The 24683-nt window shown below is 43.7% G+C and carries 26 protein-coding genes and 1 tRNA gene; 26 read left to right on the top strand and 1 reads right to left on the bottom strand.

Going from position 1 to position 24683, the window contains the following annotated elements; translation table 11 throughout:
- Nucleotides 1-30 precede the first annotated feature (30 nt).
- The 18 genes from RCG19_RS05705 (at nucleotide 31) to RCG19_RS05620 (ending at nucleotide 16084) form a co-directional block, all read left to right on the top strand.
- A complete protein-coding gene (locus RCG19_RS05705) occupies nucleotides 31-999 on the top strand; it encodes a nucleoside recognition domain-containing protein (protein ID WP_308110002.1) in 969 nt (322 codons plus the stop codon).
- Nucleotides 968-1612 (top strand): pyrophosphatase PpaX, encoded by a 645-nt coding sequence (gene ppaX, locus RCG19_RS05700; RefSeq protein WP_308110001.1) that lies wholly within the window; start codon nucleotides 968-970, stop codon nucleotides 1610-1612. The genes RCG19_RS05705 and ppaX overlap by 32 nt, the downstream gene beginning before the upstream one ends.
- Before the next feature lie 4 nt (nucleotides 1613-1616).
- On the top strand, nucleotides 1617-2156 hold the full coding sequence (locus RCG19_RS05695; RefSeq protein ID WP_308110000.1) for an acyltransferase: 540 nt from the start codon (nucleotides 1617-1619) through the stop codon (nucleotides 2154-2156).
- A gap of 325 nt (nucleotides 2157-2481) precedes the next feature.
- Nucleotides 2482-3654 (top strand): ATP phosphoribosyltransferase regulatory subunit, encoded by a 1173-nt coding sequence (locus tag RCG19_RS05690; RefSeq protein WP_308109999.1) that lies wholly within the window; start codon nucleotides 2482-2484, stop codon nucleotides 3652-3654.
- The gene (hisG, locus tag RCG19_RS05685; RefSeq protein ID WP_308109998.1) at nucleotides 3647-4270 is read left to right on the top strand and encodes an ATP phosphoribosyltransferase; all 624 of its coding nucleotides are present in this window, start codon (nucleotides 3647-3649) and stop codon (nucleotides 4268-4270) included. Before RCG19_RS05690 ends, hisG begins: the two co-directional genes overlap by 8 nt.
- A 14-nt stretch (nucleotides 4271-4284) precedes the next feature.
- The gene (hisD, locus tag RCG19_RS05680) at nucleotides 4285-5556 is read left to right on the top strand and encodes a histidinol dehydrogenase (RefSeq protein WP_308109997.1); all 1272 of its coding nucleotides are present in this window, start codon (nucleotides 4285-4287) and stop codon (nucleotides 5554-5556) included.
- Nucleotides 5557-5596: 40 nt separating this feature from the next.
- Nucleotides 5597-6184 (top strand): imidazoleglycerol-phosphate dehydratase HisB, encoded by a 588-nt coding sequence (gene hisB, locus RCG19_RS05675; RefSeq protein WP_166239635.1) that lies wholly within the window; start codon nucleotides 5597-5599, stop codon nucleotides 6182-6184.
- 98 nt (nucleotides 6185-6282) lie between these two features.
- Nucleotides 6283-6909, top strand: a complete 627-nt coding sequence (gene hisH, locus RCG19_RS05670) for an imidazole glycerol phosphate synthase subunit HisH (RefSeq protein ID WP_308109996.1) — start codon at nucleotides 6283-6285, stop codon at nucleotides 6907-6909.
- Nucleotides 6906-7637, top strand: a complete 732-nt coding sequence (gene hisA / locus RCG19_RS05665; RefSeq protein ID WP_308109995.1) for a 1-(5-phosphoribosyl)-5-[(5-phosphoribosylamino)methylideneamino]imidazole-4-carboxamide isomerase — start codon at nucleotides 6906-6908, stop codon at nucleotides 7635-7637. The genes hisH and hisA overlap by 4 nt, the downstream gene beginning before the upstream one ends.
- Nucleotides 7634-8395 carry an imidazole glycerol phosphate synthase subunit HisF gene (gene hisF / locus RCG19_RS05660; RefSeq protein WP_308109994.1) on the top strand — a complete coding sequence of 254 codons (762 nt, stop codon included), beginning with the start codon at nucleotides 7634-7636 and terminating at the stop codon, nucleotides 8393-8395. The genes hisA and hisF overlap by 4 nt, the downstream gene beginning before the upstream one ends.
- The gene (hisIE, locus tag RCG19_RS05655; RefSeq protein ID WP_166239627.1) at nucleotides 8392-9009 is read left to right on the top strand and encodes a bifunctional phosphoribosyl-AMP cyclohydrolase/phosphoribosyl-ATP diphosphatase HisIE; all 618 of its coding nucleotides are present in this window, start codon (nucleotides 8392-8394) and stop codon (nucleotides 9007-9009) included. Before hisF ends, hisIE begins: the two co-directional genes overlap by 4 nt.
- Nucleotides 9010-9111: 102 nt before the next feature.
- On the top strand, nucleotides 9112-10605 hold the full coding sequence (locus RCG19_RS05650) for a tetratricopeptide repeat protein (RefSeq protein WP_308109993.1): 1494 nt from the start codon (nucleotides 9112-9114) through the stop codon (nucleotides 10603-10605).
- A 99-nt stretch (nucleotides 10606-10704) separates the two neighbouring features.
- Nucleotides 10705-11655, top strand: a complete 951-nt coding sequence (gene trxB / locus RCG19_RS05645) for a thioredoxin-disulfide reductase (protein WP_308109992.1) — start codon at nucleotides 10705-10707, stop codon at nucleotides 11653-11655.
- A gap of 393 nt (nucleotides 11656-12048) precedes the next feature.
- A complete protein-coding gene (locus RCG19_RS05640; protein ID WP_166239621.1) occupies nucleotides 12049-12507 on the top strand; it encodes an NUDIX hydrolase in 459 nt (152 codons plus the stop codon).
- Nucleotides 12508-12871: 364 nt separating this feature from the next.
- A complete protein-coding gene (gene rapZ / locus RCG19_RS05635; RefSeq protein WP_166239619.1) occupies nucleotides 12872-13765 on the top strand; it encodes an RNase adapter RapZ in 894 nt (297 codons plus the stop codon).
- On the top strand, nucleotides 13762-14748 hold the full coding sequence (gene yvcK, locus RCG19_RS05630; protein WP_166239617.1) for a gluconeogenesis factor YvcK family protein: 987 nt from the start codon (nucleotides 13762-13764) through the stop codon (nucleotides 14746-14748). The genes rapZ and yvcK overlap by 4 nt, the downstream gene beginning before the upstream one ends.
- Nucleotides 14749-14810: 62 nt before the next feature.
- On the top strand, nucleotides 14811-15770 hold the full coding sequence (gene whiA, locus RCG19_RS05625; RefSeq protein WP_166239616.1) for a DNA-binding protein WhiA: 960 nt from the start codon (nucleotides 14811-14813) through the stop codon (nucleotides 15768-15770).
- A gap of 56 nt (nucleotides 15771-15826) precedes the next feature.
- Nucleotides 15827-16084 carry an HPr family phosphocarrier protein gene (locus tag RCG19_RS05620; protein WP_166239614.1) on the top strand — a complete coding sequence of 86 codons (258 nt, stop codon included), beginning with the start codon at nucleotides 15827-15829 and terminating at the stop codon, nucleotides 16082-16084.
- A 102-nt stretch (nucleotides 16085-16186) separates the two neighbouring features.
- Here the strand turns inward: RCG19_RS05620 and clpP are convergent, their stop codons facing one another.
- The gene (clpP, locus tag RCG19_RS05615; RefSeq protein ID WP_308109991.1) at nucleotides 16187-16792 is read right to left on the bottom strand and encodes an ATP-dependent Clp endopeptidase proteolytic subunit ClpP; all 606 of its coding nucleotides are present in this window, start codon (nucleotides 16790-16792) and stop codon (nucleotides 16187-16189) included.
- A 205-nt stretch (nucleotides 16793-16997) separates the two neighbouring features.
- On the opposite strand from clpP, the gene RCG19_RS05610 reads away from it, so the two are divergent.
- From RCG19_RS05610 to gpmI, 8 genes are all read left to right on the top strand, one after another.
- Nucleotides 16998-17069: transfer RNA gene (locus RCG19_RS05610), tRNA-Arg, on the top strand.
- A gap of 132 nt (nucleotides 17070-17201) precedes the next feature.
- Nucleotides 17202-18524: an RNA polymerase factor sigma-54 gene (gene rpoN / locus RCG19_RS05605; RefSeq protein ID WP_308109990.1), complete on the top strand. Its 1323-nt coding sequence runs from the start codon at nucleotides 17202-17204 to the stop codon at nucleotides 18522-18524.
- Between the two features lie 14 nt (nucleotides 18525-18538).
- A complete protein-coding gene (locus RCG19_RS05600) occupies nucleotides 18539-18787 on the top strand; it encodes a glutaredoxin family protein (protein WP_308109989.1) in 249 nt (82 codons plus the stop codon).
- 142 nt (nucleotides 18788-18929) lie between these two features.
- Nucleotides 18930-19952 carry a sugar-binding transcriptional regulator gene (locus RCG19_RS05595; RefSeq protein WP_308109988.1) on the top strand — a complete coding sequence of 341 codons (1023 nt, stop codon included), beginning with the start codon at nucleotides 18930-18932 and terminating at the stop codon, nucleotides 19950-19952.
- A gap of 50 nt (nucleotides 19953-20002) precedes the next feature.
- Nucleotides 20003-21010, top strand: coding sequence for a type I glyceraldehyde-3-phosphate dehydrogenase (gene gap / locus RCG19_RS05590; RefSeq protein WP_166239604.1), 1008 nt, complete (start codon nucleotides 20003-20005; stop codon nucleotides 21008-21010).
- 108 nt (nucleotides 21011-21118) lie between these two features.
- Complete coding sequence (gene pgk, locus RCG19_RS05585) at nucleotides 21119-22303, top strand: phosphoglycerate kinase (protein ID WP_308109987.1); 1185 nt, start codon at nucleotides 21119-21121, stop codon at nucleotides 22301-22303.
- A gap of 85 nt (nucleotides 22304-22388) precedes the next feature.
- Nucleotides 22389-23150 (top strand): triose-phosphate isomerase, encoded by a 762-nt coding sequence (tpiA, locus tag RCG19_RS05580; protein ID WP_308109986.1) that lies wholly within the window; start codon nucleotides 22389-22391, stop codon nucleotides 23148-23150.
- On the top strand, nucleotides 23143-24675 hold the full coding sequence (gpmI, locus tag RCG19_RS05575; RefSeq protein ID WP_166239598.1) for a 2,3-bisphosphoglycerate-independent phosphoglycerate mutase: 1533 nt from the start codon (nucleotides 23143-23145) through the stop codon (nucleotides 24673-24675). The genes tpiA and gpmI overlap by 8 nt, the downstream gene beginning before the upstream one ends.
- The last annotated feature ends 8 nt before the right edge of the window (nucleotides 24676-24683 follow it).

The raw sequence follows: 24683 nt of genomic DNA, 5'->3' as shown, positions 1-24683 counted from the left end.
GAGCTGGACATTAAAAAGGGGTATGGGGAGATGTTCGTAAACTCATTAAAAAAGGGGTTACTGGTTGGTTTTAAGACAACATGGTCATTAGGAAAAATTATTTTTCCGGTTACTCTGATTGTGGCAGTGCTGCAATATACACCTGTATTGCCGTGGGTGATGAAATTGATTTCCCCGTTGATGAAGCTGATTGGTCTATCAGGCGATGCCGCAATACCGCTTGTACTGGGAAATTTCCTCAATCTTTATGCGGCGATTGGTGCGATTTTGACACTTGATTTTTCAGTGAAAGAAGTATTTATTTTAGCCGTGATGCTGTCTTTTTCCCATAATTTATTCATTGAATCAAGCGTGGCAATGAAAGCGGGCGTGAAGCTGTGGGTGGTACTGGTCACAAGGCCAGGGCTCGCTCTTTTGTCAGCGATCGTGATTAACCTTGTTTGGCACGGAGGCGGGGAAACGGCGAAGTATGGCTTGATTCAGCAGAGCACAGCACCGGCCAATGGGGTTGCCGGAATTTTAATCGAGGCCGTTCAAAAAGCGGGACTAGGCATTTTCCAACTAGCCATGATTGTTATTCCCCTAATGATGATCATTCAAATTTTAAAAGACTTACAATGGTTACATAAATTTTCGAAAACAATGGCTCCGATTACGAAAACGCTTGGGATGAAGGAAAATACCTCCACAACTATGGCTGCAGGTTTATTATTCGGTTTGGCCTATGGTGCGGGTGTCATGATCCAGGCTGTAAAAGAGGATGGTGTCAGTAAAAAAGATATTACCCTGGCATTTATTTTTCTAATGGCCTGTCATGCGGTGGTCGAAGATACGTTAATCTTTGTCCCGCTCGGCATCCCGATCTTGCCGCTGTTTTTAATCCGGCTGGGTGTAGCGGTTGTGTTAACTTTAGTGGTCGGTACGATCTGGAAACGCTCAGGGCTTGTAAAAAGAAAGGAAGGCAACTATGAAAAACAAAATTACGACAATTCTATTTGATCTAGATGGGACCTTAATTGATACGAATGAATTAATTATTTCGACCTACTTGCATACACTGGAAAAATATTATCCGAACACGTACAGCCGTGAGGATGTACTCCCATTTCTCGGCCCAACCCTTCATGACGTCTTTGGCGGCATGGATCCCGACCGAGTGGAGGAAATGATCTCAGACTATCGCGCCTATAATATTGCCAATCATGATGAGCTTGTCAAAGAATTTGCCGGGGTACAGGAAACGGTTGAAACCTTGAAGGAGCGCGGCTATAAGCTTGGGATTGTGACAACGAAAAAGCTGGATGTTACTATGAAAGGGCTGCGATTGATGAATTTGGACGGATTCTTTGAAGTGGTTGTGGCCTTTGATCATGTAGAAAAGGTCAAGCCAGATCCGGAGCCAATCCATAAGGCGCTCGAACAATTGAATTCGAACCCATCTGAAGCGATGATGGTCGGCGATAACTTCCATGATATTTTAGCGGGGAAAAATGCCGGAACATTGACAGCTGGTGTTGCCTGGTCCATTAAGGGAAGGGACTATGTGGCGAAATATGAACCGGATTACATGTTAGAGAACATGACTGACTTATTAACTGTTCTCGGAGAGTGAGAAGATGAGAAATACGACCCGCCACCCTGTTGAAGGGGCGAACTCTTTATGGCACGTCTACAAGACCGTGCCTTTTTGGAAGGTTGTTAAAAATTTTATTGTGATTCAACTAGCCCGTTATACGCCGTTTTTGGGGATGAAGAACTGGCTGTACCGCACTTTCCTGGGAATGAAGGTCGGTGAGCACACCTCCTTTGCTTTGATGGTCATGCTTGATGTGATGTTTCCGGAAAAAATCAGCGTCGGCCGTAACACGGTCATTGGCTACAATACTACCATCCTCGCACACGAGTATTTGATTAAAGAATACCGGCTCGGATTTGTCGAAATTGGCAGTGAAGTGATGATTGGCGCCAATTCTACCATCATGCCGGGCATTACGATTGGCGATGGGGCAATAGTCTCAGCCGGGACGCTTGTCCATAAGGACGTTCCGCCTGGCTACTTCGTTGGAGGCAACCCAATGCGGGTGATTTATACGAAAGAAGAACTGACGCAGCGCAGGGCGGATGACCCGATCTATGGTGGGGAAAATAAAATATGATGTGTGGATTGAACTCGGTCTTAGCAACCGGGTTCTTTTACAATATAAAATGCTGCTATGGCGGAATAAATTATATAGTTGGCGGATAAAAGGCACAGTTCGGCTGGATAAAACTGAATTTTGGCAGAATTCTTACTCAGTTCGGCGAATAAGTCCAATCTTCGGCGGAATCATCAAATACAAAAGCATACATACTTACTTTTAGTTCAACCAATTGTGAGATTTTTTCGTTGACGAATCGATATTCAAGGGGTACACTACTAATAATTATCTTTAACATACTACCAATTTAGCAGACTAAAGCAAAATGAAAAGGGTGAACACATTGAGCCGCTTGTTTATGTTTGAAAAGCCTTTAGGGATGCGTGATACGCTGCCGGGGTTATATGAAAAGAAGCATCGTGTTCGCTCAAGAATGGCGGAAACGATGAAACTTTGGGGCTACCAATTTATCGAAACCCCGGCACTTGAATACTACGAAACCGTTGGAGCAGCCTCAGCGATAGCTGACCAGCAGCTGTTTAAATTGCTTGATAAAGAAGGGCATACACTCGTACTCAGACCTGATATGACTGCACCCATCGCCCGGGTGGCGGCTTCCAAACTATTAGATGAGGATCTACCGGTAAGATTAGCCTACTCTGCGAATGTATTCCGTGCCCAGCAGCGCGAAGGGGGCCGGCCGGCAGAGTTTGAGCAGATTGGGATTGAATGCCTAAATGAAGATACCGTTTCATGTGACGGAGAGGCGATCGCTTTGCTGATTTCCTCCTTAAAAAAAGTGGGTCTTAGCGAATTCCAAGTATCGATTGGTCATGTTGGCTTTGCCCAGGAACTGTTCGTGCAAATCCTCGGAACCAACGGCCGTGCCGATGCATTGCGTAAATTTTTATATGAAAAAAATTATGTTGGCTATCGTGAACATGTGAATTCGTTGCCGCTGTCATCGATTGATAAGCAAAGACTCTTGCAGCTCCTCCAATTAAGGGGCGGTGAGGAAATCATCGGTCAAGCCCTTGATATTATTGAAAATGACAAAGGCAAGCAAGCTATTGTTGAGTTGAAAGAGCTGTGGGATGTCATTAAGGATTACGGTGTCGAACAATTTGTGAAGTTTGATTTTACCATTGTCAGCCATATGAGCTATTATTCAGGGATATTATTCGAAGCCTATGCCGGGAATGTCGGCTTTCCACTCGGAAATGGCGGCCGTTATAGTTTAATGGAGAAGTTTGGCAAGGCTGCTAGCGCCACGGGATTTGCCGTTCGAATTGATATGCTGCTTGAGGCGCTCGGAAGCTCTGAGGTAGAAAATACAACTCACTGTATTTTTTTCAGCCAAGAGCGGCGGAAGGAAGCCTTTCTGATGGCATCGAACATGCATGAACAGGGGAAAAGGGCTGTGCTTCAGGATATAACCGGTGTAAAAAATCTGGATGCTTTTACAAAGAGATTTTCCGGGACTACTTATCTAATTGGAGGTAGTGCTGATGAGTGACATCCTAACGATTGCCATGCCGAAAGGGCGTATTTTTGAAGAAGCTGTTGAACTGCTGCGAAATGCTGGCTATAAACTGCCCCCTGAATTTGATGATTCACGAAAATTGATTATTGATGTGGCCGAAGAGGGTTTACGGTTTATCCTAGCGAAGCCAATGGATGTCGCTACATATGTGGAGCACGGTGTTGCTGATGTTGGCATTGCCGGGAAGGATGTCTTGCTTGAGGAGGAGCGCGATGTATACGAACTCCTTGATCTCAAAATCAGCCACTGCTACTTGGCTGTTGCCGGCCTCCCTGACACAAAAATGAACGAAGTGGCCCCAAGAGTCGCAACGAAATACCCGAAAGTCGCCGAAGCCTATTTTCGTGAGCAAGGCGAACAGGTTGAAATCATCAAATTAAATGGATCGATAGAGCTTGCTCCGATAATTGGCTTATCTGACCGAATTGTTGATATTGTATCAACCGGCCGAACACTAATTGAAAACGGGCTTGTCGAATATGAAAGAATTATTGACGTGACATCGCGCTTCATTGTGAACCCTGTCAGTTACCGCATAAAGGATTTGCAAATTGATGAAATGGTGGATCGACTTAGTAAAGTAGTTTAATGGGGGGTTCTTATATGAAAATACTGAATGTAAATGAGCTTGTTTCAATCAAACGCTCGATTGAAGCGGGTACCTCCGAGCAGCAGGCTGTTGTAAAAAAAATTATTACGGAAATTCGGGGCCGCGGTGACGAGGCATTACGGGAATATACGGAAAAATTCGACCAGGTCAACCTTCCTTCTTTTTCCGTTACGGAAAAAGAAGTCGAGGAAGCCTATGGGGAAGTAGAAGAACGATTAATCATGATCATTCGAGAGGCGGCTACAAATATTCGGACCTTCCATGAAAAGCAGCTCCGGCCATCGTGGATGACGACAGAGGAAAATGGCACGATTCTAGGTCAAAAAATAACTCCGTTAGACTCCGTTGGTGTATATGTGCCCGGCGGAACAGCGGCCTACCCGTCATCGGTGTTAATGAACGTGATTCCAGCGAGAGTGGCTGGAGTTAAACGAATCGTGATGGTATCGCCGCCTGACAGTGATGGGAAATTACCGGCTGCAGTGCTCGTTGCGGCTAAAGAAGCTGGCGTGGAAGAAATCTATAAAATCGGCGGTGCTCAGGCAATCGCGGCACTTGCTTATGGAACTGAATCGATTGGAGCTGTTGATAAAATTACTGGTCCCGGGAATATCTATGTTGCCTTGGCAAAGCGAGAGGTATTCGGTGATGTCGATATTGATATGATTGCCGGACCGAGCGAGATTGCCGTTTTAGCGGATAAAACAGCTAAAGCGGACGAGGTTGCCGCAGACCTGTTGTCGCAGGCAGAGCACGACCCAAGGGCATGTAGTGTTTTGGTTACGCCGTCTGTGGAGTTAGCGGAAAAGGTGTCAGAGGAAGTTGAAAAGCAACTAGCCTTGCTGCCACGGCGGGACATTGCTGCCCGTTCGATTGCGGATTACGGGGCAATTTATCTAACAAAAGATCTCGAAGAAGCAGTTGAAACGGTAAACCAGTTAGCACCTGAACACCTTGAAATTATCACCGAAAATGCGATGGAGCTTCTTGGGAAGATTCGGCACGCTGGCGCTATATTTATTGGTCGTTATAGCTCTGAACCCGTTGGGGATTATTTTGCCGGCCCGAACCATGTACTACCGACAAACGGAACGGCGCGGTTCTCCAGCCCGCTGAATGTGGATGATTTTCAGAAAAAATCTAGCGTCATTGTTTACAGTGAGCGAGCGTTAAAAGAAAATGGCACAAAAATCGCCGCTTTTGCCCGTGCGGAAGGGCTCGAAGCACACGCGAGGGCAGTGGAAAAAAGACTGACAAATGATTAATGGTATTAGAGAAAAGTGATATTTCAAGGAGGCCCCTTTCATGGAAAGAACGGCAAGTATTGAACGAAAGACAAACGAAACCAAAATCCAACTATCCTTAGCAATTGACGGAGAGGGTCAGTCGAATTTAGAAACTGGTGTCCCATTCCTAACCCATATGCTCGATTTATTCACGAAACACGGTCAATTTAACCTGACTGTTGACGCCCTAGGCGATACCGAGGTCGATGATCACCACACAACCGAAGATATCGGTATTTGTTTGGGACACGCACTCCGTGAAGCCTTAGGCGACAAAAAGGGGATTAAACGATATGGAAATGCCTTTGTTCCGATGGACGAAGCTCTGGCCCAGGTTGTGGTCGATCTCAGCAACCGCCCGCATCTCGAAATGCGTGCCGAGTTTCCGGGACAGAAAGTAGGGACCTTTGATACGGAACTAGTACACGAATTCCTTTGGAAGCTTGCCTTAGAGGCGCGGATGAACCTCCATGTCATCGTCCATTATGGCAAAAACACGCACCACATGATCGAAGCCGTCTTCAAAGCCCTGGGACGGGCACTCGACGAAGCCACAACCATCGACCCGCGCATCAAAGGCGTACCTTCCACTAAGGGTATGTTGTAAATGGTGCCTGTCACCAATAACTAGTTTGACACTGTGGGAAGCTTTAAGCGGTTCCGGGCACTACTCAAAACGGTCTTTAAAGAAATGGGGCTGGCAGGATGATTGGTATTGTTGATTATGGTATGGGGAATCTTTTTAGTGTGAGTAAGGCCTTAGAGCGATTAAACGCTAATTATTTTATTTCCGCTGATAAATCGAATTTACTTCAAGCGGATGCTTTGATTCTCCCGGGAGTTGGCTCGTTCCGTGACGCAATGGAACGACTTCCTATAGAGACGATAAGAGAATTTGCCGCAACCGGGAAACCTCTCCTAGGCATCTGCCTCGGTATGCAGCTGTTGTTTGAACAAAGTGAGGAAAATGGCCCTACTAAAGGTTTGGGATTGCTACCTGGAAGTGTCCGCCGGTTTCCTGGCAAAACAGAGCAAGGCGAAACCTATAAAGTCCCGCAAATGGGCTGGAATAAATTAGAGTTCACAAAACAATCGCCAATACTAAAAAACTTGAACGAGGATTACGTCTATTTCGTGCATTCCTATTTTGTCGATGCGGAAAATTCTGAAGTGCTCCTTGCGAAAGCTGACTATCATGAACAGGTATCTGCTGTTGTCGGTAAAGACAATATTTATGGCATGCAATTTCATCCTGAAAAGAGCAGCAGGCTAGGGATGGCCTTGCTGAATAACTTTCTACAATTGGCTTCAGAAAGGAAGGCGGTACAATGAGCTTCACGATTTATCCGGCAATTGATATGCGGGGCGGCAATTGCGTCCGCCTCCTTCGGGGGGATTATGATCAAGAAACCATCTATGGGGATTCGCCGTTCGATATGGCGCAAAGCTTTGCAGCAGAAGGTGCTGAATGGATCCATATGGTTGACCTTGACGGAGCAAAGGATGGAAAACGGGTCAATGACCGATTTGTCATCACAGCAGCCCAAAAGCTAGCGAACGTAAGCATCCAGATTGGCGGGGGCATCCGTTCGGAGGCAGATATCCATCACTATCTTGAAAATGGTGTCAATCGTGTCATCATCGGCAGTATTGCTGTTTCCAATCCTAACTTTGCCATCGACATGATCAAAAAATACGGGTCAAACATCGCAGTCGGAATTGATGCGAAAAACGGCTATGTTGCGACACATGGCTGGCTTGAAACCTCTGCCCTCAAGGCAGTTGAACTAGGAAAACGGTTTGCGGATGCGGGAGCTGAAACCTTTATTTTTACCGACATTGCCACCGACGGTACGCTTTCAGGTCCCAATATTGCAGCAGTTTGTGAAATGGCCGAAACAACGGGCAAAAATGTCATCGCCTCAGGCGGGGTAAGCAGTCTTGCTGATCTAAAGGCATTATCGACCGCTAAAAATATAAGCGGTGCAATCGTTGGAAAAGCCCTTTATGAAAATCGTTTTACCCTAAAGGAAGCACTAGAAGAGGTGAAACGCTCATGACACTAACAAAGCGAATTATTCCCTGTCTTGATGTGAAAGATGGCCGGGTGGTGAAGGGCATTCAATTTGTTCAACTTCGTGATGCAGGCGATCCCGTAGAACTGGCCCGATTTTACGATGAGCAAGGGGCGGACGAGCTCGTATTTCTAGATATCTCCGCATCGGTAGAAGGAAGGAAAACGATGATTGAAGTCGTGAAGGCTGTCGCCGCTGAACTGGCGATTCCCTTTACCGTTGGCGGCGGCATCAATTCACTGGAGGACATGAAAAAAATCCTCCGGGCTGGTGCAGACAAGGTGTCGCTCAATACGGCAGCCGTTATAAATTCGGATTTGATTCGTGAAGGCGCAGGCTACTTTGGCTCACAATGCATCGTAGTTGCTATCGATGCTAAATTTGACCCAGAGATAGGAACGTGGCGTGTTTATACCCATGGAGGCAGAAAACCGACAGAAAAAACAGCTGTGGAATGGGCAATAGAGGCGGCCGAACTAGGTGCTGGTGAAATTCTTTTAACCAGCATGGACAGCGATGGTGAGAAAAACGGCTTCGATTTAAAGTTAACGAAAGCAATTAGCGAGGCCGTCACGATTCCGGTTATCGCTTCAGGCGGAGCCGGAAGAGCCGAACATTTTGAAGAGGCATTTTTAGCAGGAAAAGCTGATGCCGCCCTCGCAGCCTCGATTTTTCATTACAAAGAAACGTCAGTAGATGAAGTGAAAAGCTATTTGCGGGAAAAAGGAGTGAGCATACGATGAATGTTCGATTTGATGAAAAGGGGCTCGTTCCGGCGATTATTCAGGATGCCGGAACGAAAGAAGTGTTAACACTTGCTTATATGAACGAGGAATCGCTGGCAAAAACGATTGAAACGGGGGAAACGTGGTTTTACAGCCGCTCCCGTCAGGAATTATGGCACAAAGGAGCCACAAGCGGCAATACCCAAACGGTTGTCAGCATCAACTACGACTGCGACCAAGATGCGTTATTGGTGTTGGTTTATCCAAAAGGCCCAGCTTGTCATACCGGAGCAGTCAGTTGTTTTTCAGAACGGATCGAGGAAAATACCTCGAACTTGAGTGATTACCAGATTTTACAATCACTTGAAAAAGTGATCGTGGAACGAGAGCAACAACGGCCCGAGGGGGCCTATACAACGTACCTTTTTGAAAAAGGTGTGGATAAAATTTTGAAAAAGGTTGGTGAGGAAGCCGCCGAGGTGATTATCGCTGCCAAGAACCGCGACCATGAAGAGCTAAGGTGGGAAGCGGCAGACCTACTTTACCACTTGCAAGTGCTACTGGTCGAACAAGAACTTCCCTTTAAAGAGGTTTTACGAACACTTGAAGAAAGACACAAAGACCGGTCCTAATCGCACCGGTTTTTTATTTTTGCCAAAATCACAGGACCCTTCTCGAAGAGCCCCTAAATATGGTATACTACATAAGTTATGTTGAAAAATGTGGAGGACTTCATGGTGAAAGACTTGATGGCAAGAATGCAAAAAGGAAAACTATTATCATTTGTTCCTACGGGGGAATATTATTTCACGAAGGGTTTAAAGGCATACCATCGACGTGATTTTATAAAAGCAAAAAAATATCTTGGGCGAGCCATACAGCTTGAGCCGGGTGAACCGATGATAACATGCCAGTTGGCGATTGTGTCAACCGAACTTGGCGAGTTTGAAAATTCCAACCGACTCTTGCACCTCGTCATTGAAGAGCTTGACCCGGAAATGGCGGAATGCCATTACTTTTTAGCGAATAATTATGCCCATATGGGATTTTTTAAAGATGCATACCACCACAGTAAGCTCTATTTACAGCTGGATCCTGATGGTGATTTTTCGGAAGACACAGAGGATCTGCTTGATTTACTCACTTTGGAATCGGATGATTTTGAGGATGAACTGTATCAAGAGGATGATCTCATCATCAAACAAGAACAGGCGCGGGAGCTGCTGGAATCTGGCTATTTTCCAAAGGCTATTGAACTGTTAAAAGAGGTCGTAAAGGAATATCCGGAATACTGGTCCGCCTATAACAATTTAGCGCTTGCCTACTTTTATTTAGGAAAAGTGGAAAGAGCGGAGTCCATCTTGGAAGATGTTCTGGAGCGAAATCCAGGTAATCTTCATGCCCTATGCAACAGGCTTGTATTTGCGCATTATCAAGGTCAGTCAGAGAGTGCTGCAGAATTATTGGAACCATTGAAAAAAATCCAGCCGCTGCTTAGCGAGTATCAATTCAAACTAGGGGCAACCTTTGCCTTGGTCGGGGAATATGAGCTTGCATATATATGGTTGAAAAAGTTATATAAGCATGGTTTTAACGGGGATGGTCCGTTTTATTATTGGCTTTCCTATGCTGCTTACTTCACGGGCTATGAAAATTTCGCGAAAAGCATCTGGAAAAAGGTACTCGAAATAACGCCTGATAAAGAAGGCTTGGAGCCATGGAATGATAAAAATCCACGGGCAAATGGCTTTGAGGACTATAAGGGATCTATTTTCCAAAAGCTTGAAAGTGACTATGTGGAAGAACGATTATTTGCCCTTTTCCTGACAACTGTTTCAAGTAAAAAGGAAGAAATCATTACCTCAAAGCGTCTGTTTCAAAATCAGAAATTTACTTCTTTAGAAAAAGAGTATATTTCGTTGATTCGGTCAGGAAAACCATCGGTGATCGCAGACGCCCAGGAAATTGCTGAGATTTTTTATGAAAATTACCACCCAATAGGCGCCATTGAGTCAGGGTTGTATTTAATGTGGTTTTCGGTGTTTGTTGAAGTATCTAAGGCGGATATCCATTTGAAAAATAAACGTGCCTGGGCAGCGGCAGTCGAGTACTTGTGGCATAAACTGCGCAGCGAAAAGGTTTCGCAGCTGGAAGTGGCTGAGCGCTACGGTCTATCACCAGCAACCATCGGAAAATATGTAAAATTAGTGAATAACTATTTAAATTAAGCAGAAAAATGGACTATTATAAGATTGTTTATTACGATTAAGTAGGGAATGATAATACTTAATCGTATTTTTTTATATATAAGTAGGGAGTGAACCTTAATGACTGAAGAAAAAATTTATGACGTTATTATTGCTGGGGCTGGTCCTGCGGGAATGACAGCCGCTGTGTATACATCACGCGCAAATCTTTCCACACTCATGATTGAGCGCGGAATGCCGGGCGGGCAAATGGCCAATACCGAGGATGTCGAGAACTATCCAGGATTTGAAAGTATTTTAGGACCTGATTTATCAACAAAAATGTTTGAGCATGCCAAAAAGTTTGGCGCTGAATATGCTTATGGTGATATAAAAGGAATCGTTGATCATGGTGATTACAAGATCGTGACTGCGGGCGCAAAACAATATAAAGCCTATTCTGTTATCATTACAACAGGTGCTGAATATAAGAAAATCGGCGTTCCAGGAGAAAAGGAGCTCGGCGGCCGCGGTGTTTCCTATTGTGCCGTTTGTGACGGGGCATTTTTTAAAGGAAAAGAACTTTACGTCATTGGCGGCGGAGACTCTGCTGTTGAGGAAGGCGTGTATTTAACTCGCTTTGCTTCTAAAGTAACCATTGTTCACCGACGTGACAAGTTGCGTGCGCAAAAGATTCTCCAAGACCGTGCCTTTGCGAACGAAAAAGTGGACTTTATTTGGAATCACACGATTAAATCGATAAATGACAAAGACGGTAAGGTTGGCAGTGTGACGCTCGTTTCAACTCAAAATGGTGAGGAGCAGACACTTCCAGCGGATGGTGTGTTCATTTATATCGGGATGCTGCCGCTGTCAAAACCATTTGAAAGCATCGGTATTACCAACGAAAATGGCTACATTGAGACGAATGAGCTCATGGAAACGAAGGTGCCGGGGATTTTCGCCGCTGGAGATATCCGTGAAAAAACGTTGCGTCAGATTGTAACGGCTACTGGCGACGGCAGTATTGCCGCACAAAGTGCCCAGCATTATGTAGAAGAGCTAAAAGAAGAAATGAAATTAAAGAAATAGCTTGGGCATTTCCAAGGGCCGTAACAGTAAAATGGCCGGCCAAAACAATTCATAAAAAAGTAACTATCCTGTAACAGTGGTGAAATAAAGATAGGGTATGATAAGAGAAATTGACCCCCTTTTAAAATATATACCTTTCCTGCACAGGCCCAGCAGCTTGTGCTCTTTTTTTATGCCTAAAGGTGGTGTCAGGCACCATTTTCTGCGTTTGCATAGTCGGAAGTGTAGAAATGGTGACAGGCACCAAATAAAGTTAACAGAAATATCAATTTTGTATTCATTGTGACTGGATTCTAAAAATAGTATAATGAAATGAATAAATTAGCAGATTGTTTTGGAATTATAGCTCGAGCCCTAGTCAAGGCGCTTGCGCTTTATTAAGAGGGTGAATACATGCAGCGGGTGACGAATTGTGTATTAATTAGAAATAATCAAATATTGTTGCTGCAGAAACCGCGCCGTGGCTGGTGGGTGGCTCCTGGCGGGAAAATGGAGCCGGGCGAGTCGGTTCGTGACTCTTGCATTCGGGAATTCCGTGAAGAAACGGGCATTTATTTAAAAAACCCACAATTAAAAGGTATTTTTACGATGATTATGAAAGAGAGCGACGAGCTCCTCTCCGAGTGGATGATGTTTACCTTCGTTGCCACCGATTCAGATGGCATCGATTTAGATGAATCGGAAGAAGGAAAGCTGGCATGGCAGCCGTTTGATCAGATTAAAAGTCTGCCGATGGCCGCTGGCGATCTACATATCATTGATTACATGATTCATGGAAATGGAATCATTTACGGCACTTTTACTTATACAAAAGATTTTGAACTCATTAGTTATCGATTAGATCCAAGTTAATAAGAAAAGCGGAAGCGCCCTGGTCAGCGGCGTATGGCCTGGAGCACTCCAACTGAGATAAAGGAAACACGGAGAGCGCAAGCGATCCGATGTTGACTTATCGTAGGGCGGAGAGCGAAGGACACTAGCCGCTAGGGCGCTGGAGCTAGACATAAAGAAAAGCGGAAGCGCCCTGGTCAGCGGCGTATGGCCTGGAGCACTCCAACTGAGATAAAGGAAACACGGAGAGCGCAAGCGATCCGATGTTGACTTATCGTAGGGCGGAGAGCGAAGGACACTAGCCGCTAGGGCGCTGGAGCTAGACATAAAGAAAAGCGGAAGCGCCTTAGGGTGCTTCCGCTGGACAATAATAGGAGGAATTGCCATGAGTACCGGTTCGACAAGTGAAATCCAGATGGTCATCATTACCGGAATGTCTGGGGCTGGAAAAACGGTAGCCATTCAAAGCTTTGAAGACTTAGGATTCTTCTGTGTTGATAACCTGCCTCCCACATTACTTCCAAAATTCCTTGAACTTATGAAGGAATCAGGGAATAAAATGAATAAAGTTGCCCTTGTTATGGATCTAAGAGGGAGAGAATTCTTTGATCACCTCTTTAAAGCCCTTGATGACCTGGCGGAAACATCCTGGGTGACACCGCAGATTCTTTTTTTAGATGCGGATGATTCTACATTAGTACGCCGGTATAAGGAAACAAGGCGGTCACATCCACTTGCCCATTCAGGCTTACCTCTTGAGGGTATCACGCTCGAACGAGAGCTTCTTGAGGGATTAAAAGGCCGGGCACAATTGATTTACAATACTTCCCAGATGAAACCGCGTGAATTACGTGAGAAAATATTAACGGAGTTTACGGCAAATAAACAATTAATCTTTACTGTCAATGTCATGTCGTTTGGCTTTAAGCACGGGATTCCGATTGATGCGGATCTTGTATTTGATGTGCGCTTCCTGCCCAATCCTTTTTATATTGAACACATGCGTCCATTAACAGGCTTGGATGAAGAGGTCTCAAGCTATGTCCTTAAATGGAATGAAACCAATAAATTTCTAGAAAAATTGACGGACTTACTCAGCTTCATGCTCCCGCATTATAAAAGAGAAGGGAAAGCACAGCTAGTGATTGCGATTGGCTGTACCGGCGGCCAGCATCGATCTGTTACCTTAGCAGAGTACTTGGGCCGATTTTTCCAAAATGATTATAAGACATGCGTCACCCACCGTGACATTGAGAAGAGAAAGGATAAAACAACATGAGAGAGTTTGGACAGCCTCGAATCGTCGTCATTGGCGGGGGAACAGGATTACCGGTTTTATTACGAGGATTAAAACAGTATCCTGTCGATATTACCGCCATTGTGACGGTCGCGGATGACGGCGGCAGCTCGGGGCGCTTGCGCGAGGATCTGCATATACCTCCACCTGGTGACATCCGCAATGTACTGGCATCACTGTCAGATGTGGAACCACTCGTAGAGGAGATGTTTCAGCACCGTTTCAAAACATCGAATGAACTTTCCGGACATTCACTTGGAAATTTAATCCTAGCGGCGATGACCTCCATCACCGGAAATTTCGTTCATGCGATTCAGGAAATGAGTAAGATCCTAAATGTTCGCGGCAAGGTACTTCCAGCAGCAAACCAGAGCGTGGTATTACATGCAGAGATGGAGGACGGCGCCATCGTTTCCGGGGAATCGAAAATTCCTTACTCTGGGAAAAGAATCAAACGAGTATTTTTAACTTCTAAAAAGGCGATTCGCCCTTTGCCGGAGTCGATTCAAGCGATTCGCCAGGCAGACTTAATTATTATTGGCCCTGGCAGCTTGTATACCAGTATTTTGCCCAATTTGCTTGTCCCGCGTCTAGGCGATGAGCTGTGTCGCTCCCATGCCAAAAAGGTGTATATATGTAACCTGATGACGCAGGCAGGGGAAACGCATGGCTTTACAGCAAGTGATCATGTGAAGGCCATCTATGATCATATGAGCTGTGCTTTCATAAATACAATTCTCGTCAATAACGAAGAAATTCCACAGCATATTCAGCTTCGTTATAATGAAGAATTGGCTGACCCGGTTCTGTATGATTTGCCTCAGTTGTTTGAGCTTGGGCTTGAAGTAGTGCATGCTGACATTGCCTATCAGGAAAATGGGGCGTTACGGCATGATCCGAAAAAAGTGGCAAACATTTTATATAATTTGCTTGTAGATGAAACCAAAAAGCGTTATGAAGCGTAGATAGTATTGTGAAGTTAATAATACTGTAAAATAGAGTGGTTTTTAAATAAAGGGGTGAGGGGATGTCTTTCGCTTCGGAGACAAAAAAGGAATTAACGAACTTGGAAGTGAAAACGTGCTGCATTCAGTCCGAGCTATCGGCATTGATTCGCATGAACGGTTCCCTGTCCTTTTCAAATCGTAAGTTAGTAGTGGATATTCAAACCGAAAATGCTGCGATTGCCAGAAGAATTTATACATTGTTGAAGAAGAGCTACCAAATTCAAGTAGAGCTTTTAGTTAGAAAGAAAATGCGCCTGAAGAAAAATAACGTATACATCGTTCGTTTATCCCAGCAGGCAAAGCAAATTCTTGAGGACATGAAAATTTTGGGTGAAGGATTTACCATTATTCACGATATTTCACCAGAATTGATAAAAAAGAAGTGTTGTAAGCGTTCTTATTTACGTGGTGCCTTTCTTGCCGGAGGGTCTGTTAATAATCCAGAAACATCTTCTTATCATTTGGAAATTTCTTCACTTTATAAAGAACATAACGACTCTTTATGTGAATTGATGAATACATTTGGATTAAACAGTAAAACGCTTGAGCGAAAAAAGGGCTTTATCACCTATTTAAAAGAAGCCGAGAAAATTACGGAATTTCTTAATATTGTTGGGGCTCATAACGCTCTGCTTCGCTTTGAGGATGTCAGAATTGTCAGGGATATGCGGAATTCCGTTAATCGTCTGGTAAACTGTGAAACCGCCAATCTTAATAAAACCATTGGCGCCTCCATCAGGCAGGTTGACAACATCCGGTTTATCGATGCCAATGTGGGCTTGCAAATTTTGCCTGATAAACTGAGAGAAATTGCTGAACTTCGTGTTCAATATCCTGATGTTACTCTGAAAGAATTAGGGGAAATGGTATCCGGCGGGACCATCAGTAAGTCAGGAATTAATCATCGCTTGAGAAAAATTGATGAGATTGCAGACAAACTGCGCGCTGGGGACATGGCGTTAAAGCATGGAAGCTTGTGAAATAGTGAATTAGTTACAAGAAAGAATAGAAATAGACCATGAGGAGGAATTGTATAATGTTGGTGAAACAAGTAGAGGTAAAATTGAAAACGGGTCTTCAAGCACGACCAGCCGCACTTTTTGTGCAGGAAGCCAACCGTTTTTCAGCTGATATTTTCCTAGAGAAAGATGGCAAGAAGGTTAACGCGAAAAGCATCATGGGCTTAATGAGCCTGGCAGTAGGGTCAGGAGTTGTCATTAACATTATCGCTGATGGCGATGATGAAGACAGGGCAATCAACGTATTAACAGATTTTATTGAAAAAGAACATTAAAGAAAAGGGGTTCAGCCACGTTAAGCAGGCTGGACCCTTTATTTATACCCGAGATCGGTAAAAACAGAAAAGCAACCGGCTGGAAGCCAGTTGCTCATGAAATTATTTATTATCCTTTTTTTCAATAGGCTTACGGGTAACGATATTATCAATTAGGCCGTATTCCTTTGCTCTCTCAGCAGTCATGAAGTTATCACGGTCGGTATCGCGTTGAATCACTTCAAGCGGCTGACCTGTGCGTTCTGAAAGAATTCCGTTTAACTTTTCACGAAGGAAGAGGATGCGTTTCGCTGCAATCTCGATTTCCGTTGCTTGTCCTTGGGCACCGCCAAGTGGCTGGTGAATCATGACTTCCGCATTCGGTAATGCATAACGCTTGCCTTTTTCCCCGGCTGCAAGTAAGAATGCACCCATAGAAGCCGCCATACCAATACATACCGTCGATACATCTGCTTTAATATACTGCATCGTATCATAAATAGCCATACCGGCAGTGATGCTTCCACCAGGGCTATTGATGTAAAGAGTAATATCCTTTTCAGGATTTTCTGCTTCTAAAAATAATAACTGTGCTACAATGCTATTGGAAACATTGTCATCAATGGCACTGCCAAGCATAATAATCCGGTCTTTTAACAGACGGGAATAAATGTCATAGGCACGTTCGCCGCGGTTTGTTTGTTCAATAACTGTAGGAATCAAATTCATTTTTCTTCCTCCTTTGAATGGAAAAGGTAATAATAATATGTAATGTAATCATACACTGATGGTCAATAAAGGTCAAACAATTCGACTTTAAAAAACTTCGACAACTTTCCCTAACTCATCATATCCATTTCTGCTATTTTTAAACCTACAATTCACTTGCAATGTTAGTCGATCTAGAATATAATATGTAAGTCGTTACAATTTAGCGCTCGTGGTGCAACGGATAGCACGTAAGATTCCGGTTCTTAAAATGGGGGTTCGATTCCCTCCGAGCGCGTCATCAAAGCCCCCTGTTCCAGTAAACAGGGGGCTTTTATTTTTACAAAAATGAACGTGAACCACTACGTAGGCAATTTCCAATACACGAAATGCGCTTTATCGTGTAAAATGGTGATGAGGGGGGAGACGGATGAACTTAAAGGCAGGTTTATGGCAGCAGCAAACGTTAAAATTAACGATGACACAGGAATTGTCACAGGCGATTGCGTTATTGCAATATTCGGCCCAGGAATTGACGGCCTTTTTAGAAGATAAGGCACTAGAAAATCCCCTCATGCAAATTGAAACTGGCCATGTGAAGCCGATGAATCCGCTCATGGATCGTAAACCGAAGCGCCATCAAAAGGCAGAAAAGGACTGGATCGAACAAATTGCCGATAAACCTTTTTCACTAGAGGACCATTTACTCTCACAAATTAACAGTTCAAACCTTTCGGCAGAGCAAGTAAAAATAATCCGTCATCTAATTCAGAACATAGATGAAAACGGTTACTTTACAGGCGACGTTAGTGATATTGCCCATAAACTTAAAGCAGAGGAAGAGGTAGTAGAAGATTGTTTAGCGGTGATTCAAACGCTAGAGCCGGCGGGGATCGGTGCAAGGGATCTTCAAGAGTGCCTCTTGATGCAAGTGTATTATGAAAATCCCAATAATGAGTTGGCCCAGCGCATACTTACTGACTATTTTGTCCCATTTGCAGATAAGAAATGGAAGCAGATTGCCAAAGAACTGAAAGTAACCCTAAAGGATATTCAAGATATATTTGACCAAATTCAATTGCTTAACCCAAAGCCGGGTGCGCTGCTTGGGAAAGAAACGACTTCGTATATTATTCCCGATGCGATCGTTGAGCAATCAGCGGCAGGCCTCACAGTGCGAATGTCCGATGATACCTTGCCAAGAATCGGGTTTAATGAAAAATATTATAAAAAATTCAAAGATCAGAATCAGCAGGTCAGCCGTTTTTTGGAGGATAAGGTCCAGGATTATCAGTGGATTTTAAAAAGTATTGAACAACGGAAGGAAACGCTAACAAGGGTAGTCTCCAAAATTGTTGAAAAGCAATTGGCTTTTTTTCAAAAAGGAACAACCTATTTAGTCCCCATGACCATGAAGGAAGTGGCAGCGGAACTAAATATTCATGAATCAACGGTGAGCCGTGCAGTCCGGGAAAAATATGTGCAAACACCCATTGGAACCTTTGCATTAAAAACCTTTTTTACAAGCACGATTCAGACCGTTGCAGCGGAAGAGAATACTTCATCTACGCAAGTGAAAAATAAGATTAGTAAATTAATAGAACAAGAAAATAAGGAAAAACCATTATCAGATCAAGAAATTGTGGAACAATTAAAGGAGAGGGAAGGGATCGTTGTCTCAAGGCGTACGATTGCAAAGTACCGCGATCAAATGGGAATCCAATCTTCATCCAAACGAAAAAGGTTCAATTAGAAAGGAATTTAACGATGACACAAACGACGATCACTTTATATACACGGAATCGCTGCCCATTATGTGACAAAGCGAAAGCTACCTTAGATGAGCTGAAACAGGAATGGAATTTTAGGCTCGAAGAAATCGATATCGAAACGAGCGATGAATTAACCGAGCGTTACGGATTGATGATTCCGGTAGTCCTTCTTGACGGGGAAGAGGTTGGATTTGGCTTTGTTGATAAATTTGCCATTAGTAACCGTTTACAAGAAAAAAACTGAGTCAAATGTGTTGAAATAGGGTTTCACTCCTGTTACAATTAAAAACGTACAAGGGGTGATTTTTTTTAGTGTAGGTGGGACATAATATGTCTACGGTGGACATTTTCGGACCAACTACATAGAATAAAGGAGCATGCCATTCATGCAGTCATTTATCGATATTCAAAAAAGATTACTACCCGATCTCCTGCAAGTGCTGCAAAAGCGATATACCATTCTAAGGCACATTGGCTTAATGCAGCCGGTGGGAAGAAGAAGCCTAGCCGTAAGTCTTGGCTTCACCGAAAGGATTCTTCGTAGTGAAGTAGACTTCCTCAAGGAGCAAGATCTTATTTACGCAAATAATGTGGGAATGAGTTTAACCTCTGAAGGGAAAAATTTACTCGAGGATTTAGATGGTTTGATGCGTGAGTTAAAGGGTATTGATGTAATGGAGTTGGAATTAAAGCATCAGCTCGGCATTAAGAAAGTCATCATTGTACCTGGAGATAGTGATGAGTCACCACTGGTCAAAGGCGAATTAGGCAGGGCTTGTGCGCTTTGCATGAAAAAGCTTTTAGGCGGGAAAAATATCATCGCTGTTACTGGCGGATCAACCATGGCTGCTGTTGCTGAGAGATTAACAACCAATCATCAAAACAAAGAGCTTCTTTTCGTTCCGGCACGCGGCGGGGTTGGCGAGGATGTGGCCAATCAAGCGAATACGATTTGCTCGAATATGGCAAAAAACACAGATTCAAAGCATCGTGTTTTATACGTTCCGGATCAGGTCAGTTCCGAAATTTACGAATCATTCATCAAAGAACCCGATATTCACGAAGTCTTGACCTTGATTCAATCCGCAAGCATGGTTATCCATGGAATTGGGGATGCTATCACAATGGCCGAGCGGCGGAAATCCAACCCGAAACTTAAGCAAAAGCTAGAAATCGGGAAAGCAGTCGGCGAAGCTTTTGGCTATTATTTCAATGAACAAGGTGAGATTGTCCATAAGGTTTTAACCATTGGACTGCAACTTGAAGACCTTGCTCATATCCCGAATGTCATTGCTGTGGCAGGCGGGGCATCGAAGGCAAAGGCAATTAAGGCATATCTGAAAAAAGCACCGGCATCAACTATTTTAATAACAGATGAAGGTGTGGCAAAACGGTTATTGAAAGGGTAAATCCTTTTTAAAAAAATATATCTTTACCCAATAAAAGGAGGAATTTTATCATGGCAGTAAAAGTTGGAATTAATGGATTTGGACGTATTGGTCGTAACGTATTTCGTGCGGCATTAAACAATAGCAATGTGGAAATCGTAGCAATTAACGATTTAACAGATGCAAACATGCTTGCACATCTTTTAAAATATGACACAGTTCACGGAACACTTGCAGAAGACGTAACAGTTGACGGCGAATACCTAGTTGTCGGCGGACACAAAGTAAAAGTTATCGCTGAACGCGATCCTGCACAACTTGGCTGGGGCGACCTTGGTGTTGATGTAGTTGTTGAATCAACTGGCCGTTTCACAAAACGTGAAGATGCAGCGAAACACCTTGAAGCAGGTGCTAAAAAGGTTATTATCTCTGCACCAGCAAATAACGAAGATATTACAATCGTTATGGGTGTTAACGAAGACAAATACGATGCAAACAACCACCACGTACTATCAAACGCTTCTTGTACAACAAACTGCTTAGCACCGTTTGCAAAAGTTTTAAATGATACATTCGGAATTAAGCGCGGTATGATGACAACAATTCACTCTTACACAAATGACCAACAAATCCTTGACTTGCCACACAAGGACTACCGTCGTGCACGTGCAGCAGCTGAAAACATGATTCCTACTTCAACTGGTGCTGCAAAAGCAGTTTCACTAGTATTACCAGAACTTAAGGGTAAATTGAACGGTATGGCAATGCGTGTTCCAACTCCAAACGTTTCAATTGTAGACTTAGTAATGGAATTAGATAAAGAGGTAACAGCTGAAGAAGTAAATGCTGCATTAAGAACAGCTGCTGAAGGTCCATTAAAAGGAATTTTAGCTTACAGCGAGCTTCCATTGGTTTCTACAGACTATAATGGCAGCACTGCTTCTTCTACTATTGATGCATTATCAACAATGGTTCTTGAAGGCAACATGGTAAAAGTACTTTCTTGGTATGACAACGAAGTTGGTTACTCAAACCGCGTAGTAGACCTTGTTGATTACATCGCTTCAAAAGGGCTATAAAAATTATTTTTAAAGCGTAAGGTTTTCCAAAGGGGAGCGGGGAGTTGGTGCCCCCCTCCCTTTTTTACTGTCATTTTCAGCAGCCAATACTTTAAGGAGGTCCTTTACATGAACAAGAAAACACTTAAAGATATCGATGTAAAAGGGAAACGCGTATTTTGCCGGGTGGATTTTAACGTCCCGATGCAGGATGGGAAAATTACCGATGAAACACGGATTCGTGCCGCATTGCCAACGATTCAGTATTTAATCGAGCAAGGCGCAAAGGTCATTTTAGCAAGCCATTTCGGCCGTCCAAAAGGAAAAGTGGTTGAAGAAATGCGCTTAACTCCAGTTGGTGTTAGACTGGCTGAGCTTCTTGGCAAAGACGTGAAAAAAGTGGATGAAGCATACGGAGATTCCGTTAAAGCCGTCATCGGCTCCATGGATGAGGGCGATGTACTCCTGCTTGAAAACGTTCGTTTCTACCCTGGTGAAGAAAAGAATGATCCTGAACTTGCTAAAGCATTTGCAGAGCTTGCTGATGTGTATGTAAACGACGCATTTGGTGCAGCACACCGCGCCCATGCCTCAACAGAAGGCGTTGCACATTACCTTCCCGCTGTTTCCGGCTTTTTAATGGAAAAAGAATTGGATGTACTTGGAAAGGCTCTTTCCAATCCAGAACGTCCTTTTACAGCGATCATCGGTGGTGCGAAGGTAAAGGACAAGATTGGTGTCATTGAAAATCTGTTAGAACTTGTCGACAATTTAATTATTGGCGGCGGATTAGCTTATACATTTGTTAAAGCACAGGGCCACGAAATTGGAAAATCTCTGCTTGAAGCCGATAAGATGGATCTTGCGAAATCCTTTATGGAAAAAGCAAAGGCTAAAGGAGTTAATTTCTACATGCCGGTAGATGCAATTGTTGCGGATGATTTCTCAGCAGATGCAAACTCTAAAGTAGTAGCAATTGAAGAAATTCCTGCAGATTGGGAAGCTCTTGATATCGGGCCAAAAACAGCAGAAATCTACCGTGATGTCATTCAAAAGTCAAAATTGGTTATCTGGAATGGACCAATGGGCGTATTTGAAATTGACAAATTTGCCGGTGGCACCAAGGCTGTTGCGGAGGCGCTTGCCGAAGCAGAGGGTACATATTCAGTCATTGGCGGCGGCGACTCAGCAGCAGCTGCTGAAAAATTTGGCCTAGCCGAAAAAATGAGCCATATTTCAACAGGCGGCGGCGCTTCCCTTGAGTTCATCGAAGGTAAAGCACTTCCTGGTGTCGTGGCATTGAACGATAAATAATCTTTATAGACAAATATTTACTCGTTATGAACAAAGTTTTCAAGATATGAACAAATTACACTTTTCAAGAAAGGATGTGCCACCCATGCGTAAACCAATCATTGCAGGTAACTGGAAAATGAACAAAACATTAGCGGAAGCCAAAAGCTTTGCAGAAGAAGTAAAAAATCTTGTTCCAGCTACTGAAAAAATGGAATCTGTCATTTGCGCACCGGCATTATTTTTACAAACCCTTGTGGAAACAACACAAGGCAGCAATGTAAAAATCGGTGCTCAAAATATGCACTTTGAAGAATCAGGAGCGTTTACAGGAGAAATCAGCCCTAAAGCCTTGGCTGATCTCGGCGTTCAATATGTCATTATCGGACACTCAGAACGACGCGAAATGTTTAATGAAACAGATGAATCTGTTAACAAAAAGGCACTTGCGGCATTTAACTACAACCTAACACCAATCGTTTGCTGCGGAGAAACGTTAGAACAGCGCGAAAATGGCGAAACCAATCAATTAGTTGGCGATCAAGTGGCCAAAGCATTAGCTGGATTAACCGAAGAACAAGTAAAACAAACAATCATTGCTTATGAACCAATCTGGGCCATCGGTACTGGCAAATCATCAACATCTAAAGATGCAAATGATGTTTGCGCCCATATCCGCCAGGTGGTTGCGCAAGCCTTTTCACAAGATGTGGCAGATGCCGTAAGAATTCAATACGGCGGCAGTGTGAAACCGGAAAATATTAAAGAATACATGGCACAACCGGATATTGATGGTGCATTAGTGGGCGGAGCAAGCCTTGAAGCACAATCCTTTTTAAAGCTACTGGAGGCAGGTCAGTATGAGTAAATCTCCTGTTGCCCTCATCATCCTTGATGGTTTTGGATGCAGAGGCGAAACAAAAGGAAATGCAGTTGCCCAATCGAAAAAGCCTAACTTTGACCGTTTCTGGAGCAACTTTCCACATTCCCATTTAACTGCTTCTGGTGAAGCAGTGGGTCTTCCTGAAGGCCAAATGGGAAACTCTGAGGTTGGACACTTGAACATCGGAGCCGGGCGGATCGTGTACCAAAGCTTAACTCGCGTAAATATCGCCATTCGTGAAGGTGAATTTGAAAAAAATGAAACCTTTACAGGGGCCATGGAGCATGTGAAAAAGAACGGGACTGCGCTTCACTTGTTTGGATTACTATCTGACGGCGGGGTTCATAGCCATATTCAACACATGTTTGCGCTTTTAAAGCTTGCGAAGGAAGAAGGCGTGGAAAAAGTATATGTGCATGCTTTCCTTGATGGACGTGATGTCGGTCCGAAAACAGCAGCAAAATACATTCAGCAAACACTGGATAAAATGAAAGAATACGGAGTAGGCGAATTCGCAACAGTCTCGGGTCGTTATTACTCGATGGATCGGGATAAGCGTTGGGAGCGTGTGGAAAAATCATACCGTTCGATGGTGTATGGTGAAGGTCCTTCGTACACTAATCCATTGGAAGTAGTAGAGGATTCTTACCAGCATGGAATTTTTGACGAATTCGTGATTCCATCTGTGATTACAAAAGAAGATGGGCAGCCGGTCGCAACGATTCAAGATAACGACGCCGTTATTTTTTATAATTTCCGTCCGGACAGAGCTATTCAGATTTCCAATACCTTTACGAACGCAGATTTCCGTGACTTTGACCGCGGGCCAAAACATCCAAAGGATCTATACTTTGTTTGTTTAACCCATTTCAGCGAGTCCGTAGATGGCTATGTTGCCTTCAAACCAACTAATTTGGACAACACGTTGGGTGAAGTATTGTCACAAAATAATTTAAAGCAGCTTAGAATCGCTGAAACAGAGAAATATCCACATGTTACCTTCTTTATGAGCGGTGGTCGTGAGGCGAAGTTTCCTGGCGAGGAGCGGATTTTAATCAACTCACCAAAGGTTGCTACTTACGATCTTCAACCGGAAATGAGTGCGTATGAAGTAACGGAAGCATTGATGAATGAAATACAGAATGATAAAGTGGATGCCATTATCTTAAATTTTGCAAACCCTGATATGGTTGGACATTCAGGTAAGCTTGAGCCAACGATTAAGGCGATTGAAACCGTGGATGAATGTTTAGGAAAAATCGTTGACCTAATCCTTGAAAAAGGCGGATCAGCCATTATTACGGCAGATCACGGAAATGCCGACGAAGTCATTACCCTTGAAGGTGAACCAATGACTGCACACACAACGAATCCTGTACCGGTTATTGTTACGAAACAAGGTGTGGAATTACGTGAAGGCGGAATTCTTGGTGATTTAGCCCCAACTATGCTAGATTTATTAAAGCTTCAGCAACCAGCCGAAATGACTGGAAAAACATTAATTAAATAATTTCTAAG

The organism is Neobacillus sp. OS1-2, assembly GCF_030915505.1.
Taxonomy (GTDB): Bacteria; Bacillota; Bacilli; order Bacillales; family Cytobacillaceae; genus Neobacillus.
Note: the sequence above shows the minus strand (reverse complement) of the source record. Positions and strands in the feature narration are given on the sequence as shown.

Coding starts and splice junctions, on each gene's coding strand:
- RCG19_RS05705 (WP_308110002.1), top strand. CDS start 31: ATGTTCGTAAACTCATTAAAAAAGGGGTTACTGGTTGGTTTTAAGACA.
- ppaX (WP_308110001.1), top strand. CDS start 968: ATGAAAAACAAAATTACGACAATTCTATTTGATCTAGATGGGACCTTA.
- RCG19_RS05695 (WP_308110000.1), top strand. CDS start 1,617: ATGAGAAATACGACCCGCCACCCTGTTGAAGGGGCGAACTCTTTATGG.
- hisG (WP_308109998.1), top strand. CDS start 3,647: ATGAGTGACATCCTAACGATTGCCATGCCGAAAGGGCGTATTTTTGAA.
- hisD (WP_308109997.1), top strand. CDS start 4,285: ATGAAAATACTGAATGTAAATGAGCTTGTTTCAATCAAACGCTCGATT.
- hisB (WP_166239635.1), top strand. CDS start 5,597: ATGGAAAGAACGGCAAGTATTGAACGAAAGACAAACGAAACCAAAATC.
- hisH (WP_308109996.1), top strand. CDS start 6,283: ATGATTGGTATTGTTGATTATGGTATGGGGAATCTTTTTAGTGTGAGT.
- hisA (WP_308109995.1), top strand. CDS start 6,906: ATGAGCTTCACGATTTATCCGGCAATTGATATGCGGGGCGGCAATTGC.
- hisF (WP_308109994.1), top strand. CDS start 7,634: ATGACACTAACAAAGCGAATTATTCCCTGTCTTGATGTGAAAGATGGC.
- hisIE (WP_166239627.1), top strand. CDS start 8,392: ATGAATGTTCGATTTGATGAAAAGGGGCTCGTTCCGGCGATTATTCAG.
- RCG19_RS05650 (WP_308109993.1), top strand. CDS start 9,112: ATGGTGAAAGACTTGATGGCAAGAATGCAAAAAGGAAAACTATTATCA.
- trxB (WP_308109992.1), top strand. CDS start 10,705: ATGACTGAAGAAAAAATTTATGACGTTATTATTGCTGGGGCTGGTCCT.
- RCG19_RS05640 (WP_166239621.1), top strand. CDS start 12,049: ATGCAGCGGGTGACGAATTGTGTATTAATTAGAAATAATCAAATATTG.
- rapZ (WP_166239619.1), top strand. CDS start 12,872: ATGAGTACCGGTTCGACAAGTGAAATCCAGATGGTCATCATTACCGGA.
- yvcK (WP_166239617.1), top strand. CDS start 13,762: ATGAGAGAGTTTGGACAGCCTCGAATCGTCGTCATTGGCGGGGGAACA.
- whiA (WP_166239616.1), top strand. CDS start 14,811: ATGTCTTTCGCTTCGGAGACAAAAAAGGAATTAACGAACTTGGAAGTG.
- RCG19_RS05620 (WP_166239614.1), top strand. CDS start 15,827: ATGTTGGTGAAACAAGTAGAGGTAAAATTGAAAACGGGTCTTCAAGCA.
- clpP (WP_308109991.1), bottom strand. CDS start 16,792: ATGAATTTGATTCCTACAGTTATTGAACAAACAAACCGCGGCGAACGT.
- rpoN (WP_308109990.1), top strand. CDS start 17,202: ATGAACTTAAAGGCAGGTTTATGGCAGCAGCAAACGTTAAAATTAACG.
- RCG19_RS05600 (WP_308109989.1), top strand. CDS start 18,539: ATGACACAAACGACGATCACTTTATATACACGGAATCGCTGCCCATTA.
- RCG19_RS05595 (WP_308109988.1), top strand. CDS start 18,930: ATGCAGTCATTTATCGATATTCAAAAAAGATTACTACCCGATCTCCTG.
- gap (WP_166239604.1), top strand. CDS start 20,003: ATGGCAGTAAAAGTTGGAATTAATGGATTTGGACGTATTGGTCGTAAC.
- pgk (WP_308109987.1), top strand. CDS start 21,119: ATGAACAAGAAAACACTTAAAGATATCGATGTAAAAGGGAAACGCGTA.
- tpiA (WP_308109986.1), top strand. CDS start 22,389: ATGCGTAAACCAATCATTGCAGGTAACTGGAAAATGAACAAAACATTA.
- gpmI (WP_166239598.1), top strand. CDS start 23,143: ATGAGTAAATCTCCTGTTGCCCTCATCATCCTTGATGGTTTTGGATGC.